We start from the raw sequence: 17,461 nt of genomic DNA on the forward strand, positions 1-17,461 counted from the left end.
ATGACGCGGGTTCGGCCCGCCGGTGGCCTAATCGGGGGGTGGCTGTTCTACGATGGCGAGATGACCAACCCTCAGCCTCCCGAACGCGCGGCTGACCCGGCGGCCCGACGGGTATCGCGCCGCTGGCCCGTGATCAGCGGGCTCTCCGCCCTCGCGCTGGCCGCCCTGCTCGGTATCGTTGTGGTCGTGCGCTCCAACGGACTCGCCCTCGAGGTCGACACCGAGTGGATGGACGAGGTCATTGAACACCGATCCCCGATCTGGGAGATTCCCTCCCTCTTTATGAACGCCCTCGGCGGCGGCTTGTTCGGGGTGCTGATCGTGCCGTTCGTGATCACCCTGGCCTTCGTGCTCATTAAACGACCATGGGCGGCGGGCTATTACCTCGTGGCTACCGTACTCAGCGCCGGCGGCGTGCAACTCCTGAAGCAACTCTTTGGACGGGCCCGCCCAGAAGACATGCTGGTCACCTCGGATTTCGGGTCGTTCCCTTCCGGCCACGTCGCCAATGCGGCGACCATGGCTGTGTGCCTGTTCATCATCTTTCCGCGGCTCTGGGTGGTGCTGGCCGGCGCCGCGTACACGGTCGTGATGCTGCTCAGCCGCACCTACCTCGGTGCGCACTGGCTGACCGACACCATCGGCGGGCTGCTGCTCGGCGCGGGGGTTGCCATCGTGGTCTGGGCTCCGATGGCGGCCAAAATTGCCGGCGAACGCGAAATCGCCGTCCGGCTGCGGCTCGAACGAGACCGAAAGAGGGCGGCCCAATCGTGACGAAAGTGACCCCGCGGCGCAATGGCGACGTGTCGTTCTGGTGGAACCAGCTCGGGCAACCCCCATCGCGGGCGCCCCTGCCGGGGTCGACCAGTGCCGATATTGTCATTGTTGGTGCTGGGTACACCGGCCTGTGGACCGCCTACTACCTGAAGAAGGCGGCGCCGCAGCTGCGCATCGTCGTGCTCGAGGCCCGTTTTGCCGGGTTCGGTGCCTCCGGCCGCAATGGTGGCTGGCTGACGAATTCAATCACCGGCGGCCGCGACCAGTACGTTAAGGCGCACGGCAGACCGCTGGTCGAACGCTTTCAGTCCGCCATGAATGAGACCGTCGATGAGGTCATTCGTGTCGCCGCCGCTGAGGGTATTGACGCCGGCATCGTCAAGGGCGGCGAGTTCACGGTCGCCTATGACGACCCGCAACAGTACCGGCTCGAGGCTGCGGCGCGGGCCGAACAGGCCTGGCCGCAGACCGATGTGGAGTTGCTCTCGAAGGCCCAGGCGCAGAACCGCATCAACGTGGCTGGAACTACCGGGGGCATGTGGCATCCACACTGCGCCCGCCTCAATCCGGCCCAGCTCGTGGCCGGGCTGGCGAGCACGGTGGTGGCGCTGGGCGTTGAGCTGTACGAAAATACCACGGTGAGTGAGATTGCCGCCAACCGGGCGGTGACCGAGCACGGCACGGTCGAGGCCGCGTTCGTCGTGCGCGCTACGGAGGGTTTCACGGCCGGCCTGAAGGGTTTGCATCGAGCCTGGCTTCCGATGAATTCCTCGCTGATCGCGACCGAGCCGCTCGACGCATCCGTTTGGCACAAGATCGGCTGGTCGGGCCGGGAAACCCTAGGCGACATGGCGCACGCCTATATGTACGCGCAGCGCACCATCGACGACCGCATCGCGATCGGCGGGCGGGGCGTGCCATACCGATTCGGTTCGAAAACGGATGCCGACGGCCGGACCCCGCAAGCCACCATCGACGCCCTGAGGAAAATCCTCGTGCGGTTCTTTCCGGCCACTGCCACTGCACGCATCGACCACGCGTGGTCTGGCGTGCTCGGGGTGCCCCGGGATTGGGCTGCCACCGTTGGTCTCGACCCGCAGACCGGACTGGCCTGGGCCGGAGGGTATGTGGGCACCGGCGTCGCGACCGCAAACTTGGCCGGCCGCACACTGACCGACCTGATTCTCGGCAGCAGCAGCGCACTCACCGAGCTGCCCTGGGTGAACCATCGGGTGCGCCCGTGGGAGCCGGAACCGTTGCGCTGGCTCGCGGTCACGGCGTTGTACCGAGCCTATTCGTTCGCCGATCGCACCGAATTGACCGGCCGCCGCACGACGTCACCGGTCGCGCGGGTGGCGGACGTGGTGTCTGGGCGCGGGCACTAGCCGGTCAGCTGGGCTGCGCGGCGCACCAGGCGGTGCCGGAGCTGGGGCCGCAGCTGGTCGAGTTCGACCGCCGTGAGCGGGTCGGGTAGGCGCAGCGCGGCGATGCCCAGCCCGTCGATCACGCTCTCAAGCGCTGATCGCGACCACAGGTGACCACTCAGGTGCAGCAGCACGTCGTCGTCAGAGTCGAGCACATAGAGATGTGGCAGATACTCGACCGTGCTGCTCTGATACAGATCGACCAGCAGAAGACTGCCGATAGTGCTGGTGGCAAGGCGTGTCCGGTGACCGAGCAAGCCCCGAATAGAGAGACCGTCGGTGTTGACTTTGAGGGTCATTTTGTTGACCCCGACGACGAAGATCGCGCCGACGGTGGTGAGTCCGCTTTGAGCCTCGAGCACAAAAGGCCAGGTCTGGCGCGGAATGGACAGCCAATACAACACGGCAAAGAGCGGGATAAACAAGGCGAGCGCCCCAATGATCGCGTGCGGCACGATCCGCTCTCGCGGGCGCAATACCCGTTTTTGTAGTCGTTCGCTCCCCGCGTGCATCATCATTGATTTCCCCCGTTCTCGAGTATTGCGCACATGCTGCGACGGTGATGCGCCCCAGAGAGGGGCTAGACGCAGCGCTCCTCCGCGGCTGCATTGGCGGGTCGCAGAATTACGTGTCGGCGCCCCCGCGTAGAGTTGGATCCGTGCACTCACGGGCCGTCGGCGAACGCGGCAACATAACGAAACCTCTCCGCCTGCATCCGGCGCAGGTCGTCGTCTCTGGTTTTGCCCTCACGATTCTTAGCGGAACTGCCCTGCTCATGCTGCCTAACGCCCGGGTCGGACCCGGCGGAGCATCGTTTCTGGAAGCGCTGTTCACCGCGACAAGCGCCGTCTGTGTGACCGGCCTCACCGTCGTCGACACGGCCGTCTACTGGACCCCATTCGGCCACATCGTCATCCTGCTGCTGATCCAAGTCGGCGGTTTTGGCATCATGTCCTTTGCCTCGGTGGTGGGCCTCGCCATCGCCCGCAAGCTCTCCCTGCGTTCGCGCATCACGGCCGCCGCCGAGACCAAGAGCGTCGGCCTTGAAGACGTCAAGGGTCTGGTCTTGGGCGTGGTGCGCATCTCCCTGGCCATCGAGGTGACGGTCGCCGTACTGTTGGCCCTGCGTTTCATCATCGGTTACGGCGAACCGGTCGGGCGCGCGGTCTGGCTCGGGGTGTTTCACTCCGTTTCGAGCTTCAACAATGCCGGCTTCGCTCTCTTCAGCGACAACCTCATGGGTTACGCAACGGATGCCTGGATCTGCCTGCCGATCAGCGCGGCGGTCATCTTGGGGGGCCTTGGGTTTCCGGTGATCGTGCAGCTGCGGCGGCAACTGCGCAGCCAAATGCAACATCCACTGCGCTGGTCAAAACAGCGCTGGTCGATTCGCACCTGGACCATGAACACCCGCATCGTCATGGCCGGCACCATCGTGCTACTTATTCTCGGAACGGCATATATCACCGCCGTCGAGTGGGGCAACCCGAATACCCTCGGACCGCTGGACTGGCCGGGCAAATTGCTCACCGGATTCTTTCAGGCGGTGCAGACTCGTACCGCCGGTTTCAACAGCATCGACATCGGCCAGATGGACTCGGCGAGCCTGCTCGGCATGGACGTGCTTATGCTGATCGGTGGCGGCCCGGCGGGAACCGCCGGCGGTATCAAGATCACCACGTTTGCCGTGCTGTTCTTCATTCTGTGGACCGAGGTGCGCGGCCAGGTCGCCGTCAACGTGTTCGGCAAGCGCCTGTCGCGCGCTGTGCACCGCGAGGCCATCACCATCGCGTTGCTCGCGGTCGGTGTGATCATCGCGGCGACGGCAGCACTCATGCTGATGACCGACATCTCGCTGGACGCCCTGCTGTTCGAGGCGATCAGCGCGTTTGCAACGGTGGGCCTGTCAACCGGCATCACCGCGGGGCTGCCCTGGGAGGGGCAGGTCATTCTCATTTTGCTCATGTTCATCGGTCGGCTCGGCCCCATCACTTTTGCATCGGCCATCGCCCTGCGCGAGCGGCACTCCACCTACGAACTCCCCAAGGAGAGGCCGATCATTGGCTAAATATCCGCTGTTCGGGCATCGCGACTCGGCCCGCCTAGCCGAGGCCGAATCGGTCGTCGTGATCGGTCTCGGTCGCTTCGGCAGTGCCCTCGCCCTCGAACTCATGACGAGCGGCACCGAGGTGCTCGGCATCGATGGTGACGAAGAAATCGTGCAGGCACACAACCGGCTGCTCACCCACGTAGTGCGTGCAGATTCGACCAAGGAGGCGACGCTGCGGGAGCTCTCGGTACCCGACTTCGCGAGCGTCGTTGTGGCGATCGGCGGCGACATTCAGGCCAATATCCTCACCGCGTCCCTGCTGCTGAAGCTGGGTATTCCCAACATTTGGGCGAAAGCGGTGAGCGACCCGCACGGTGAGATTCTCACCCAGCTCGGTGTCAACCATGTCATCTATCCCGAGAAAGATATGGGAAAGCGCGTCGCCCACCTCGTGCGCGGTGCCATGCAGGACTATATCGAGATCGGTGAGAACTTCGCGTTGGTCAAGACGACGCCGCCGCGCTCGCTCATCGGCGTGCCGCTCGGCCAGGCCAAGGTGCGGGCCCGCTATGGTGTGACGGTGACAGCGTTTCATCGGCCAGGCGTCGGCTGGAGCTACACCTCACTCGACACCGTCATCGAGGATGGCGATATCATCCTCATCGCCGGAGACTCCGCGCGGGTCGAAAAGTACAGCCTGATGCGATGAGTGGTCCGTTCGCTTTTCTAACGGATGCCCCGCTCGGCATGCGGGTCGTCGTGCGCACGCGCATTTCCGGTGGGTACACCGATGCGCTGGGGTTTCTGCGCAGCCGCGACGCGGCATCCGTTTCGGTGGAAACCAAGCGCGGGCTAGTAAGACTGGCCATGGTCGACGTGGTCGCCGCGAAAGAGGTGCCGCCGGCGCCTGAGCCGCGGGTGCGCCGAGGTTAGGTCTCGGGAGCGGCGGCCGGATCGGAAACGATGGGCGGCTCGACGGATGGCGCCCCGGACGGGAGCGGGTCGCCCCAGTCAGCGCCGAGATGAACCATGCAGAGGTTCGGGCCGACGAAGGGGAGGAGCTGCACCGTGCTGTCGTCGTGGCCGAGGGTGCGGGAAACCTGTTGGATCAGGCCGAGGTGCACGGCGCAGACCACGCCGGGGTTGGCCCGGGCTGCCTCGCGGAATGGGCAGGCGGTGAGCGCGATCGATTGGCCGGTAGCGTCCGGTTGTGGATCGAACTCGAGTTGATCGAGTAGTTCGATGAGCGGTTCGGCGCCCGTGCCGGTTGACGCGGAGAGCCCGCCGGCAAATGCTGCAGACCATTTCTCGCCGGCGCGAATGGCTCGGGCACGACCACCATCGTCGTCCTCGGCCAGCGCACCGGCCAGGGCGTCACTGAGCTGATCGTTCAGATCGCCGCGGGGCGCGCGCACAGCGCTGAAGCGGATGCGCGGTCGCCCGCGCTGGCCCGACCGGTCGGGCTCCCGTTCAATCAGCCGAGCCGACTGCAGCTGGTCCAGATGAAACCGGGCCGTTGTCACGTGCAAGTTGAGGTGCGTGGCCACCGCAGTCGCGTCGAGCGGCACGGTGGAGTCGACCAAAAACTCCAGCACACGTCGCCGTACTGGCGACGCCAACGCGGCGTGCCAGGCGGGACTGCGCTCTTGGGGATCCACTACTTTAGAGTAGTCCTGATTTATGAGTAATAACGTGCTCTCAATTAGAGAACGATGCGCAACGGCTCTTCGAGCAGCTGCGTCAGGTCGCGCAGGAACGCTGCGGCGACGGCTCCGTCGAGCACCCGGTGATCGACGGTCAGGGTGATTTTGACCGTTGGCACGTTCACGAGCACACCGTCACGCACGGCTGGCAAGTCGCTCGCAGCACCGATGGCCAGAATTCCGGCTTCCGGCGGGTTGAGCACTGCGGTGAACGAATCGATGCCGAACATGCCGAGGTTGCTGATGGTGAACGTTCCGCCCGACATCTGAGCCAGGGACAGGCCGCCCGTTCGGGCCAGACCGGCCAGGGCGCGCGTCTCGGTGGCAATGGCGGCGAGCGACTTCTGGTCGGCGTCAGCGACTACCGGAACGAGCAGCCCGTCGTCGGTCGCGACGGCAACGCCAACGTTGACGTGGTTATGGCGCAGAATGACTCCATCGCCCCACGAGGCATTCACCTCGGGGTGCGCGCGCAGCACAACCGCGCTGGCCCGCACGAACAAGTCGTTCAGGCTGACCTTGCTGCCGACCGTCTCGAGCGAGGCGTTCACGTCGGCGCGAAACGCGACGAGCCGCTCCACATTGACGACGCTGGTCAGGAAGAAGTGCGGAACGGCCTGGCTCTCGGTGAGCCGACGGGCGGTGACGGCGCGAATGCGGCTGACCGGCACGGCGACAGAGTCGGTCGTAACGGCTGCCTTGGTGGGCGTTGCAGCGACGGTTACCGCGGCCGGTGCCGGAGCGGATGCTGCGCTCTCCTGTGCCAGGATCGCGGCGTCCACGTCGGTGCGAGTGATGCGGCCTTGGGGCCCGGTGCCGACGAGCGTGTGCAGGTCGATGCCGTGCTCGCGGCCGATCTTGCGGGCCAGCGGTGAGGTACGAAGCTCGCCGGTGGGGTTTGGGCCAGGGGTAGGGGCAGGGACAGCGGCAGGTGCAGCGGCAGCGGCCGGTGCAGGGGTTGGAGCTGGAGCTGGAGCTGGCGCGGCGGCATCCGCTACTGGAGTCGCGATCGGAGCGGCCGGAGCGGCCGGAGCAGCGCCGTCCTCGACGATGTTGCTACCGTCTCCGATACGGGCGACCGGAGCGCCGATCGGCACGAGGGCACCAGCAACGACGAAGAGCTGCTCAAGAATGCCAGTGTCGAAGGCTTCGAGGTCCATCGTGGCCTTGTCGGTTTCGATTTCAGCGAGCACGTCGCCCTTGTGAATCTCGTCGCCGACCTGCTTCACCCAGCGGCTGAGTTCGCCCTCCTCCATGGTGTCGGAGAGACGGGGCATAATGACGTCGGGCATAGCCGGCTCCTACTTGTCGTTCGTGGAAATATTGAGTACTTCGCGCACGACCTTGGCAAGGTCAGCGGCGCTGGGCAGCGCTGCCTTCTCCAGGGACTTGGCGTAGGGCAATGGAACCTCTGCGGCCGCGACGCGGCGCACGGGGGCGTCGAGAAAGTCGAACGCGCCCTCGCCGATGGTTGCGGAGATCTCGGCGCCGATACCGTAGCTGAGCCAGTCGTCTTCAAAGACAACGGCGTGGCCGGTCTTCTTCACCGAGGCACAGATGGTGTCGCGGTCGAGCGGACGTAGGCTGCGGAGGTCGACGACCTCGATCGAGAGGCCCTCGGCTTCGAGCTGATGTGCCACGTCGAGGGCGGTCGTTGTACCGCGCGAGTAACTCACGATGGTGAGGTCGGTGCCGGTCTTGACGACGGCGGCCTTACCGATCTCGGCGACCTGTTCGCCGTCGGGTACTTCGCCCTTGGCGCTGTACAATGAGAGGTTTTCCAAAAAGATCACCGGGTCGTCGTCGCGAATAGCGGCCGCCAGCAGAGCTTTCGCATCGGCCGGGGTCGAAGGGGCGACGACCTTGAGCCCGGGAATGTGCGCGTACCACACCTCGAGGTTCTGCGAGTGGGTCGCGGCGAGTTGCTGACCGCCGCCACCGGGCATGCGAATGACTAGCGGAATCGAGACCTGACCGGCGAACATGGAGCGCATCTTGGCCGCATGGTTCACGATCTGGTCGATCGCGATGAGGCTGAAGTTGATGGTCATGATCTCGACAACTGGGCGCATGCCGAGCATCGCGGCTCCGAGGGCTGCGCCCACGAAACCCTCCTCGGCGATCGGTGCGTCGAGCACACGTTCTGGTCCGAAGTCCTCGAGCAGCCCCGCGGTGATCTTGTATGACCCCTCGAAGATTCCGATCTCTTCGCCGATCAGAAAGACCTTCTCGTCGCGTTCGAGCTCGGCGCGCAGGGTCTCATTGAGCGCCTGGCGGTAGGTGATCGTGCGGGTGGTTGTTACTTCAGTATTCACGATTTCAGTGTTCACAGTGCGTCCATAACGGGTTCTCCGGGCAACGCTGATGGCGCATTCGCCACCGCCGTCGCGTATACATACTTGAACAGGTCGTCGACGTCCGGCTCCGGGCTCTCGTCGGCGAAAACGACCGCTGCAGAGACGCGCACGTCGGCGGCCTCGTCGATGGCGGCGGCATCCGCTTCAGTGAGCACGCCGGAAGCGATCAGCTCGGCGCGAAAGCTCGGCACTGGGTCGGATTGCTGGGCGATTGTGGTGTCCTCGGGCGCGCGGTAGCGGGCCGGGTCGACCACGGAGTGGCCGCGCAGCCGATAGCACATGACCTCGAGCAGCACCGGCTGGCGTGACTCGCGCGCCTGCTTGAGGGCGTCGCGGGCGGCGTCGCGCACGGCGAGAACGTCGTCACCGTCAACGCGTACGCCGGGCATACGGTACGACGCGGCACGCTTGTACAGATCGGGTTCAGCGGATGCCTTCTCCACCGTCGTTCCCATGCCGAGACCGTTGTTGACGATGACATACACGATTGGCAGCTTCCACAGCCCGGCCAGGTTGAGTGATTCGTGGAAGGCACCGATGTTGGTGGTGCCGTCGCCGAGCAAGCACATTACTGCCGCAGCGTCTGCACCAGCGGCTTCCTGATATTTCAGGGCGAGCGCGGCCCCGGTCGCCGGGGGGATCTGACCGCCGACGATGCCGTACCCGCCGAGCAGGCGCGCTTCGGAGTCGAACATGTGCATCGAGCCGCCGCGTCCGCCGGAGACTCCGGTGACCTTGCCGAACAGTTCGGCCATGACGCTCTCGGGAGAGATGCCGCGCATGAGGGCGTAACCGTGGTCGCGGTACCCGGTGAACAGGTAGTCGCGCTTTTCGATGGCGGCCATCAGGCCGACAACGGTGGCTTCCTCACCGAGGTTCAGGTGGCAGTAGCCGCCGATTTTGGCGCGGGCGTACATCTCGCTGGAGCGGAGCTCGAAGGATCGCACCAGTGACATTTGCTCGTAATAGGAACGAAGGGTGTCTGCGGGTTCACCACCAGTGGATTCGACTACTGCTTTCGATTGGGCTTTTGCCGCCATGTGGTCCCACTTCCTGCGTGATTCGTCCATTAAGACTAATGCTTTGCATTGAATACTTTCCTTTCACCGTGCTCAACGGGAGAATCTGCGGAAGGAAGGGGGAAAACTAGACGATTCTGCTGCCGCCCGTTGCAATTGATTTACGCGTAAGCGGTCATAATAAAGGCATGGCCGCACAACCCCCGAGTTCCTCGCGAGTCTGAGCTGGAAGGGTCTGCTGCCGCCCATTATGGGAGGACATAATAGAGTTATGGCCGCACAACCCCCGAGTTACAAAACGCTCGCAAGTCTGAGCCGCATGAACCTGCTTTACCAACTGCAGAGCCGCGGAACGATGACGGTCAATGACCTCGCCGAAGCCGCTGGCCTGCACCCCAACACCGCCCGTGAACACCTCGATCGCCTGATCCATGATGGTTTCGTCACCTGTGCGTCCGAGCCGCGTGAAAGCAAGGGTCGCCCGAAGATGCTGTACAGTGCCGCCGGCGGGGTCAGCACAGAGCTCGGCTCCATTCGCGCTCGCAAGATCGAAGCGGCCCAGGAGCGTGCTGAGCAGCTACGACGGATGCTTCCGCTGCGTTCCGCCAGCCAGCCAGCCTGGGCTGGCTGCACCGGCCCCGCAGTGCAGCGTCAGCTCGACGCCCTCGACGACCACCTCGACCAGGCTGGCTTTGATGCGAGCCGTTCGGCCACTAGCGAACAGCTCAGCCTGCACGACTGTCCGTATTCGGAGATGGTCAAGGACCACCCCGAGGTCTGCGGCGTGCACTACCGCCTGATTCAGGGCGTGCTCGAGCAAGCCGACGGCCCGCTGCGCGCGGTGGGTCTCAACCTCAGCGACGCCCCGCGCCTCTGCGTGATCGACGTGGTGGCCCGGTCTGTTGTGAGCGACGACGCCGCGCCCGCGGCTGTGCCGGGCGTGGGAATTGTGTCTGCCTGAGCGCTCGTCTGCACGAGATGGCAACTCTGGCCCCGTGCGGGCGCTGATGGGGCCAAAGGTGGCATCTCGCGGCGTCCGCGAGGTGTGCATGGGGCCCAAGGTGGTACCTCAAGCCCGGGCAAATCATTATTCACGGTACTTCGCGGTTGTCGCGCTTCTGCCCAGCGGCGAAGCTCGTTGTGAGGGTGATTGCCACTGCGGCATTCCCCGGCAGGCAAGGGGCAGCCGTGAAAACGCGCACAAGCAAGACCACCACCACCAGCACCACAACTAAGTCAGGCACCGACGGCCCGGTCGCCGACTCGCTGTTGAAGCTCGGTCGTTTTCTTCGCCGCGGAGAAACCAGCGAAGACCTGCGCAGCGTGTTCAAGACGGGCGGCCGCGCCGCCGACGCGTTCTACCGTGACCGCTGGACCCACGACAAAGAGGTGCGCTCGACCCACGGCGTGAACTGCACCGGCAGCTGCTCGTGGAAGGTGTACGTCAAGGACGGCATCATCACCTGGGAGACCCAGCAGACCGACTATCCCAGTGTCGGCCCGGACAGCCCCGAATACGAGCCCCGCGGTTGCCCGCGCGGCGCCGCGTTCAGCTGGTACACCTACTCGCCCACTCGGGTGCGGTACCCCTACGTGCGTGGCGTGCTGCTCGATATCTACCGCGAAGCGAAGGCCCGCCTCGGCGACCCGGTGCTGGCCTGGGCCGAAATCACGGGCAACCCCGAGACCGCCCGTCAGTATAAGAGCGCCCGCGGCCAGGGTGGCTTGGTGCGTGCCAGCTGGGATGAGGCCGCCGAAATCGTCGCGGCCGCCCACGTGCACACCATCAAGGAGTTTGGCCCCGACCGGGTCGCCGGCTTCAGCCCGATTCCGGCCATGTCGATCGTGTCGCAGGGCGTTGGCAACCGCTTTATCTCGCTGCTTGGCGGTACCATGCTCTCGTTCTACGACTGGTACGCCGATCTGCCCGTCGCCAGCCCGCAGGTGTTCGGTGATCAGACCGACGTGCCCGAATCGGCCGACTGGTGGAACTCCAGCTACCTGATCATGTGGGGCAGCAATGTTCCCGTCACCCGCACGCCCGACGCACACTTCATGGTCGAGGCTCGCTATCGCGGCCAGAAGGTCATCACGGTCTCACCCGACTACGCCGACAACTCCAAGTTTGCCGACGAGTGGCTCGCCGTGCACCCCGGTACCGATGGCGCCCTCGCCCTCGCTATGGGCCATGTCATTCTGAAAGAGTTCCTGGTCGACCGCCGCACCCTGCGCTTCGTCGATTACATGAAGAAGTTCAGCGACTCGTCCTATTTGATCGCGCTCACCCCGCGCCAGGATGCCTGGGTTCCCGGCAAGTTCCTCACGGCCGACGCGCTGCCCGGCACCGACGCATCCGTTTCAAGTGCTGCGTTTAAGACGGTCATGCTTGATGAGAACGGAACGGCCTTCGTGCCGAACGGTTCGATCGGCCACCGGTTTAGCGAGGCCGATAAGGGCAAGTGGAACCTTGACCTCGAGGGTCGCGACCCGCTGCTCTCCATAGCGGATGCCCCCGATTACGACGGTCGCTCCGTCGTCATTGACCTGCCCCGCTTCGACATCACGCCGAGCGGAGACAGTGTCGGCGAACGGCATGCCGGAGCGGCCGGCGTCGTGCGCCGAGGCGTGCCGGTGCGCGAGGTCGGCGGCGTGCTCGTGACGACCGTGTTCGACCTGCTGCTCGCCCAGTACGGCGTTGGCCGCGACGGCCTTCCAGGCGAATGGCCCACCGGCTACGACGACGCCTCCACCCCCGGCACCCCCGCCTGGCAAGAAGAGATCACCTCGGTACCGTGGCAGGCCGCCGCGCGCATCGGCCGCGAATTCGCCCAGAACGCCGAGGACTCCGAGGGGCGGTCGATGATTTTGATGGGGGCAGGCACCAACCACTGGTTCCACTCCGACACCATTTACCGCGCCTTTCTCGCGCTCACCACCATGACCGGCTGCCAGGGCGTGAACGGCGGCGGCTGGGCCCACTATGTCGGCCAGGAAAAGGTGCGACCGCTCACCGGCTACGGCCAGTACGCCTTTGGCCTGGACTGGGTGCGGCCGCCACGCCAGATGATCGGCACCGGCTTCTTCTACCTCGCCACCGATCAGTGGCGCTACGACGGGTTGAGTGCAGACACCCTCGCTAGCCCGCTCGGCACCGGGATATTCAAGGGACGCACCACCGCGGACACCATGGTCGAATCGGCCAAGCGCGGCTGGATGCCCAGCTACCCCACCTTCAATCGCAACTCGCTCGACCTCGTCGATGATGCGGTCGCTGCGGGGCAGGAGCCAGCCGAATACGTGGTTGATTCGCTCAACGACGGCTCACTCGAGTTCTCCTGCGAAGACCCGGATGCTCCAGAGAACTTTCCGCGGGTGCTCGTGGTCTGGCGGGCCAACGTGCTCGGCTCCTCCGGCAAGGGCAATGAGTATTTTCTCAAGCACCTGCTCGGAGCCGACTCCGCTGTGCGCGCCGTCGAATCCATGCCGGCTCGTCGCCCGAAAACCATGAAATGGCACGAGAGCGCGCCGGAAGGCAAGCTCGACCTGATGGTCACGAGCGACTTTCGCATGACGAGCACCACCATCTACAGCGACGTGGTGTTGCCGCCGGCCACCTGGTATGAGAAGAATGATCTCTCGACGACGGATATGCATCCGTTTATTCACTCCTTCAACCCGGCGATCGCGCCGCCGTGGCAGGCCAAGACGGATTTTGACATCTTTCACGTGCTGGCCGCGAAAATCTCCGAAATGTCGGTGGAACACCTCGGGGTACGTAAGGACCTCGTCGCGGCGCCGCTGCAACACGACACCCCTGATGGCATGGCCACCCCGCACGGCACGGTGTTGAATGACCAGCCGCTCATTCCCGGGGTCACCATGCCCAAGCTCGTCGTGGTCGAACGTGACTACCCGGCGTTCGCCGCGCAGCTTGGCGCACTCGGGCCGCTCACCGCGAAGCTTGGCATGGTCACCAAGGGTGTGAAATTCAACCCGGATGTTGAGGTGGAGTACCTCGGCAAGAAGAACGGCCTGGTGCCGAGCGGGCCCGCGAAAGGCCGCCCGCGCCTGTCGACCGCGATTCACGCCTGCGAAATGGTGCTCGCCCTGTCGGGCACGACCAACGGGCGCCTCGGCACCCAGGGTTTTCGCCAGCTCGAGGAACGCACCGGCGTGAAACTGGCCCAGCTGGCCAGCGACAACGAAGGCCGACGATTCAGCTATCCGGATGTCCAGGGCGCGCCGGTTCCGGTGCTCACCTCCCCGGAATGGTCCGGCTCAGAGCACGGTGGTCGCCGCTACAGCGCCTTCACCATCAACGTCGAGCACCTGAAGCCTTGGCACACCCTCACCGGCCGCCAGCACTTCTACCTCGACCACGACTGGATGATCGAACTGGGCGAACAGATGCCGATCTATCGGCCGCCGCTCGACATGCACCGCCTGTTCGACGACTCGATCGTTGGTGCCACGAGTAAGGACCCGGCCGGGCACGCCGAGGTGGCCGTGCGCTACCTGACCCCGCACTCAAAGTGGTCGATCCACTCCGAATACCAGGACAACCTGCTCATGCTCTCGCTCTCCCGCGGCGGCCCGACCATCTGGATGAGTCCGCAGGACGCCGAAAAAATCGGTGTTAAAGACAACGAGTGGATCGAATCGTACAACCGCAACGGCGTCGTCGTGGCGCGGGCAATCGTCTCGCACCGCATGCCGGAGGGCACGGTGTACATGTACCACGCGAAGGACCGCACCATCAATGTGCCGGTCGCCGAGACCAGCGGCATGCGCGGCGGCACGAACAACTCGCTCACTCGCATCCTCTTAAAACCCAGCCATTTGATCGGCGGCTACGCCCAGCTGTCCTTCGCCTTCAACTACCTCGGCCCGACCGGGAACCAACGCGACGAGGTCACCGTGATTCGTCGTCGCAGCCAGAAAGTAGATTACTAATGCGTGTCATGGCCCAGATGTCGATGATTATGAACCTCGACAAGTGCATCGGGTGTCACACCTGCTCGGTCACCTGCAAGCAGGTGTGGACCAACCGCACCGGTGTGGAATATGCCTGGTTCAATAACGTGGAGACGCGGCCCGGACTTGGCTACCCGCGCGAGTACGAAAACCAGGACAAATGGAAGGGCGGCTGGGTGCGCAACAGTCGCGGCCGCCTGCAGCTGAAGGCCGGCGGTCGCCTGAAGAAGCTCTCGCAGATCTTCAACAACCCCAACCTGCCGCAGATCGACGACTACTACGAGCCGTGGACCTACGACTACGACATGCTCACCACAGCTCCGGCCGGCACGCAAAGCCCGGTCGCCCGCCCGAAGTCCCTTCTGACCGGCCAGGACATCGACATTAAGTGGTCGGGCAACTGGGACGACGACCTCGGCGGCTCGCAGGAAACCGCGGCGCAGGACCCCATTCTCGCCACGATGAGCGAGAAGGTGAAGATGGAGTTCGAAGAGACCTTCATGTTCTACCTGCCGCGCATCTGCGAGCACTGCCTGAACCCCGCCTGCGTGGCGGCCTGCCCCTCCGGCGCCATGTACAAGCGTGAAGAAGACGGCATCGTGCTCGTGGACGAAGACGGATGCCGCGGCTGGCGCATGTGCGTCTCCGCCTGCCCCTACAAGAAGGTCTACTTCAACCACAAAACGGGCAAGGCCGAGAAGTGCACGCTGTGCTACCCACTGATCGAACAGGGTAAGCCCACCATCTGCTCCGAAACCTGTGTGGGACGCCTGCGCTACCTGGGCCTTATGCTCTACGACGCCGACGCCGTGCTTGAAGCAGCTTCGATCGAAAACGACCAGGACCTGCTCAATGCCCAGCGCGCCTGCTTCCTCGACCCGTTCGACCCCGAGGTTATTGCAGCAGCCAAGGCTGAGGGCATGGCCGACGACTGGATTGAAGCCGCCCAGAACAGCCCCATCTACAAGCTCATCACCGAGTATGAGGTCGCGCTGCCGCTGCACCCGGAATACCGCACCATGCCCATGGTCTGGTACATCCCCCCGCTGTCGCCCGTTGTCGACGTTGTCAGCAACTCGGGCAACGATGGCGAAGACGCCCGCACCCTGTTCGCTGCCATCGACAAGCTGCGCATTCCGGTGGAATACCTCGCCGGGCTGTTCTCGGCCGGCGACGTCGTTCCCGTGGAGCTCTCGCTGCGCAAGCTCGCCGCGATGCGCGCCTACATGCGCGATATCAACCTCGGCAACGAGCCCGATGAGCGCATTCCGAACGCGGTCGGCATGACTGGTGAGAGCATGCAGGCCATGTACCGGCTGCTTGCGATCGCCAAGTACGAGGACCGTTACGTCATTCCCAAGGCCCACGTCGAGACCGCGCGTGAGCTCGACGAGCTCGGCTGCTCGCTCGACAACGATGGGGGCCCCGGCATGGGTGGACCTAACTCGCACGCTGGCCCCCACAACGGCGGCGACGCTGGCCCTGCGGGCCCTTACGGTAACACCCCCGGCATGCCGCTGAACGGGACCGTCTACAACTACAACGAGATGGTCGGCGACTCGCCGATCATCAAGACCCGCCCGACGACCTCGGGCCGGGTCAACCTGCTCAATTGGAACGGCAGTGGAGCGCCAACGGGCATGTTCCCGCCGCGGCCGGCAGCCGGCAGCCTGGCATGAGCACCCGCACGCTCGGCGCTCGAATGAACTTTGGCTTTCGGGCGCCCAAGGTGGCCCCGCGGGCGATTGCCTCGGTGCCGTTGTCGGCGGAAGACGGGGTTATCGCGCACATGGCGGCGTCGATTCTGCTGGACTACCCCACGCCGGAGCGGCAGCGGCAGTTTTCGCTGGTGCGCGCATCCGTTATTCAACTGCCCGGCCCGCTGCGGAAGGCGTTCGACGCGTTCTTCATGGCGGTCGACGGCTGGAGTGAGCAGCAGCTCGCGACCCACTTCACCGCGATTTTCGATTTAAAGCGCAAGTGCTGCCCGTACCTCACTTACTACGCCGCGGGGGACACCCGCCGGCGTGGCATGGCGTTGGTGCGGTTCGTCGAGGCGTACCGGGCGGCCGGTTGGCAGGTCGACGCCGACGAACTGCCGGACTATCTGCCCATGGTGCTCGAGTTCTCGGCGCTGTCGGATTCCCCAATCGCGCAGGAGCTGCTCGCCGCGCACCGCGACGGCATCGAAGTTTTGCGCGCTGCCCTGGAGAAATTCGAGAGCCCATACGCCCACCTCGTTGAGGCGGTGTCGCTGTCGTTGCCGAAGATTGACGACGAGACCCGCGAACGCTACCTCACCCTGGTCAACGAGGGGCCGCCGACCGAGACGGTCGGCATGACCTACCTCGGCAATTTGAAGCCGTTTTCCGCACACTCACATGAGGATGTAAGCCGATGACCGCCTGGGATTACCTGCTCTGGGTCGCTTTTCCCTACGCCGCGTTTGGGGTGTTCGTGGTTGGGCACCTGCTGCGCTACCGCTACGACCAGTTCGGCTGGACAAGCCGCTCGAGCCAAACCTACGAGAACCGGCTGCTGCGTTGGGGATCGCCCATGTTTCACTACGGCATCCTCATGGTGATCGGAGGGCATGCGGTTGGCCTGTTCATTCCGAAACAGTGGTTAGAATTCTTCGGCGTGACCGAGCACCTCTATCACCTCGGCGCCACCTGGCTGGGTAGTTTCGCAGCCGTGCTGACCGTTGCTGGGCTGGCCATTTTGATTTACCGGCGTCGCCTGACCAAGCGAGTTCTGCTCGTGACGACGGTGATGGACAAGGTCATGTACGTGTTTCTGGCCGGCACCATCACGTTCGGTACGACGGCGACCGTGCTGTACCAAATTTTCGGTGGCGGTTACGACTATCGCGGGTCGATCTCGCCGTGGATTCGCTCACTGTTCAGCTTTCAGCCAGACCCCTCGCTGATGAGCGACGTACCGTTCTTCTTTCAACTGCACGTGCTCACGGCGGTCACGTTGTTCTTGCTCTGGCCATTCACCCGACTGGTGCACGTGTTTTCGGCACCGCTGGGCTACCTGGTGCGGCCATACGTCGTGTACCGTTCACGGGATAACCCCCATGGCGCGGGGGCGCGCCCGCCGCGCCGCGGTTGGGAGAAGAGCGAGCGCCCGCTGGAGCGCTCAAGAAAGTAGG

At 64.5% G+C, this 17,461-nt stretch carries 15 protein-coding genes; 10 read left to right on the forward strand and 5 right to left on the reverse strand.

From position 1 onward, the window contains the following. The first annotated feature begins 60 nt into the window (after positions 1 to 60). Positions 61 to 774 (forward strand): phosphatase PAP2 family protein, encoded by a 714-nt coding sequence (locus CXY75_RS12915; protein ID WP_104083329.1) that lies wholly within the window; start codon positions 61 to 63, stop codon positions 772 to 774. Next, positions 771 to 2,162: an FAD-binding oxidoreductase gene (locus CXY75_RS12920; protein ID WP_233201892.1), complete on the forward strand. Its 1,392-nt coding sequence runs from the start codon at positions 771 to 773 to the stop codon at positions 2,160 to 2,162. Before CXY75_RS12915 ends, CXY75_RS12920 begins: the two co-directional genes overlap by 4 nt. Here CXY75_RS12920 and CXY75_RS12925 read toward each other — a convergent pair. Then, positions 2,159 to 2,719 carry a hypothetical protein gene (locus CXY75_RS12925; protein ID WP_146069467.1) on the reverse strand — a complete coding sequence of 187 codons (561 nt, stop codon included), beginning with the start codon at positions 2,717 to 2,719 and terminating at the stop codon, positions 2,159 to 2,161. The genes CXY75_RS12920 and CXY75_RS12925 overlap by 4 nt on opposite strands. Before the next feature lie 140 nt (positions 2,720 to 2,859). Here CXY75_RS12925 and CXY75_RS12930 point away from each other — a divergent pair, with 140 nt between their 5' ends. Genes CXY75_RS12930 through CXY75_RS12940 form a run of 3 tightly spaced genes read left to right on the forward strand, consistent with a single transcriptional unit; the run spans position 2,860 to position 5,184 of the window. Continuing rightward, positions 2,860 to 4,269, forward strand: a complete 1,410-nt coding sequence (locus tag CXY75_RS12930) for a TrkH family potassium uptake protein (protein WP_233201893.1) — start codon at positions 2,860 to 2,862, stop codon at positions 4,267 to 4,269. Next, positions 4,262 to 4,960 (forward strand): TrkA family potassium uptake protein, encoded by a 699-nt coding sequence (locus CXY75_RS12935; protein ID WP_104083211.1) that lies wholly within the window; start codon positions 4,262 to 4,264, stop codon positions 4,958 to 4,960. The genes CXY75_RS12930 and CXY75_RS12935 overlap by 8 nt, the downstream gene beginning before the upstream one ends. Next, entirely contained in the window at positions 4,957 to 5,184 is a 228-nt protein-coding gene (locus CXY75_RS12940; RefSeq protein ID WP_104083212.1) for a ferrous iron transport protein A, read from the forward strand. The genes CXY75_RS12935 and CXY75_RS12940 overlap by 4 nt, the downstream gene beginning before the upstream one ends. On the opposite strand, the gene CXY75_RS12945 is transcribed toward CXY75_RS12940, so the two are convergent. Genes CXY75_RS12945 through pdhA form a run of 4 tightly spaced genes read right to left on the reverse strand, consistent with a single transcriptional unit; the run spans position 5,181 to position 9,351 of the window. Further along, positions 5,181 to 5,909, reverse strand: coding sequence for a metalloregulator ArsR/SmtB family transcription factor (locus tag CXY75_RS12945; protein WP_104083213.1), 729 nt, complete (start codon positions 5,907 to 5,909; stop codon positions 5,181 to 5,183). The two genes, CXY75_RS12940 and CXY75_RS12945, sit on opposite strands and share 4 nt — an antisense overlap. 44 nt (positions 5,910 to 5,953) lie before the next feature. Next, positions 5,954 to 7,246, reverse strand: a complete 1,293-nt coding sequence (locus CXY75_RS12950) for a dihydrolipoamide acetyltransferase family protein (protein ID WP_104083214.1) — start codon at positions 7,244 to 7,246, stop codon at positions 5,954 to 5,956. Between the two features lie 9 nt (positions 7,247 to 7,255). Continuing rightward, positions 7,256 to 8,269, reverse strand: coding sequence for an alpha-ketoacid dehydrogenase subunit beta (locus CXY75_RS12955; RefSeq protein WP_233201894.1), 1,014 nt, complete (start codon positions 8,267 to 8,269; stop codon positions 7,256 to 7,258). A gap of 11 nt (positions 8,270 to 8,280) precedes the next feature. Continuing rightward, positions 8,281 to 9,351, reverse strand: coding sequence for a pyruvate dehydrogenase (acetyl-transferring) E1 component subunit alpha (gene pdhA / locus CXY75_RS12960; protein ID WP_199182452.1), 1,071 nt, complete (start codon positions 9,349 to 9,351; stop codon positions 8,281 to 8,283). 250 nt (positions 9,352 to 9,601) lie between these two features. Between pdhA and CXY75_RS12965 the strand changes: the two genes are divergently transcribed. The 5 genes from CXY75_RS12965 to narI all read left to right on the forward strand — a co-directional run bounded on the left by CXY75_RS12965 (position 9,602) and on the right by narI (position 17,460). After that, on the forward strand, positions 9,602 to 10,291 hold the full coding sequence (locus CXY75_RS12965) for a metalloregulator ArsR/SmtB family transcription factor (RefSeq protein WP_158251199.1): 690 nt from the start codon (positions 9,602 to 9,604) through the stop codon (positions 10,289 to 10,291). A gap of 227 nt (positions 10,292 to 10,518) precedes the next feature. Beyond that, complete coding sequence (locus tag CXY75_RS12970; RefSeq protein ID WP_104083217.1) at positions 10,519 to 14,283, forward strand: nitrate reductase subunit alpha; 3,765 nt, start codon at positions 10,519 to 10,521, stop codon at positions 14,281 to 14,283. Next, positions 14,283 to 15,983, forward strand: coding sequence for a nitrate reductase subunit beta (gene narH, locus CXY75_RS12975; RefSeq protein ID WP_104083218.1), 1,701 nt, complete (start codon positions 14,283 to 14,285; stop codon positions 15,981 to 15,983). The genes CXY75_RS12970 and narH overlap by 1 nt, the downstream gene beginning before the upstream one ends. Continuing rightward, a complete protein-coding gene (narJ, locus tag CXY75_RS12980; protein WP_233201896.1) occupies positions 15,980 to 16,705 on the forward strand; it encodes a nitrate reductase molybdenum cofactor assembly chaperone in 726 nt (241 codons plus the stop codon). The genes narH and narJ overlap by 4 nt, the downstream gene beginning before the upstream one ends. Further along, positions 16,702 to 17,460: a respiratory nitrate reductase subunit gamma gene (gene narI / locus CXY75_RS12985; RefSeq protein ID WP_104083219.1), complete on the forward strand. Its 759-nt coding sequence runs from the start codon at positions 16,702 to 16,704 to the stop codon at positions 17,458 to 17,460. Before narJ ends, narI begins: the two co-directional genes overlap by 4 nt. Position 17,461: the final 1 nt, after the last annotated feature.

It is taken from the genome of Cryobacterium sp. Y11 (assembly GCF_002929535.1).
Lineage (GTDB): Bacteria > Actinomycetota > Actinomycetes > Actinomycetales > Microbacteriaceae > Cryobacterium.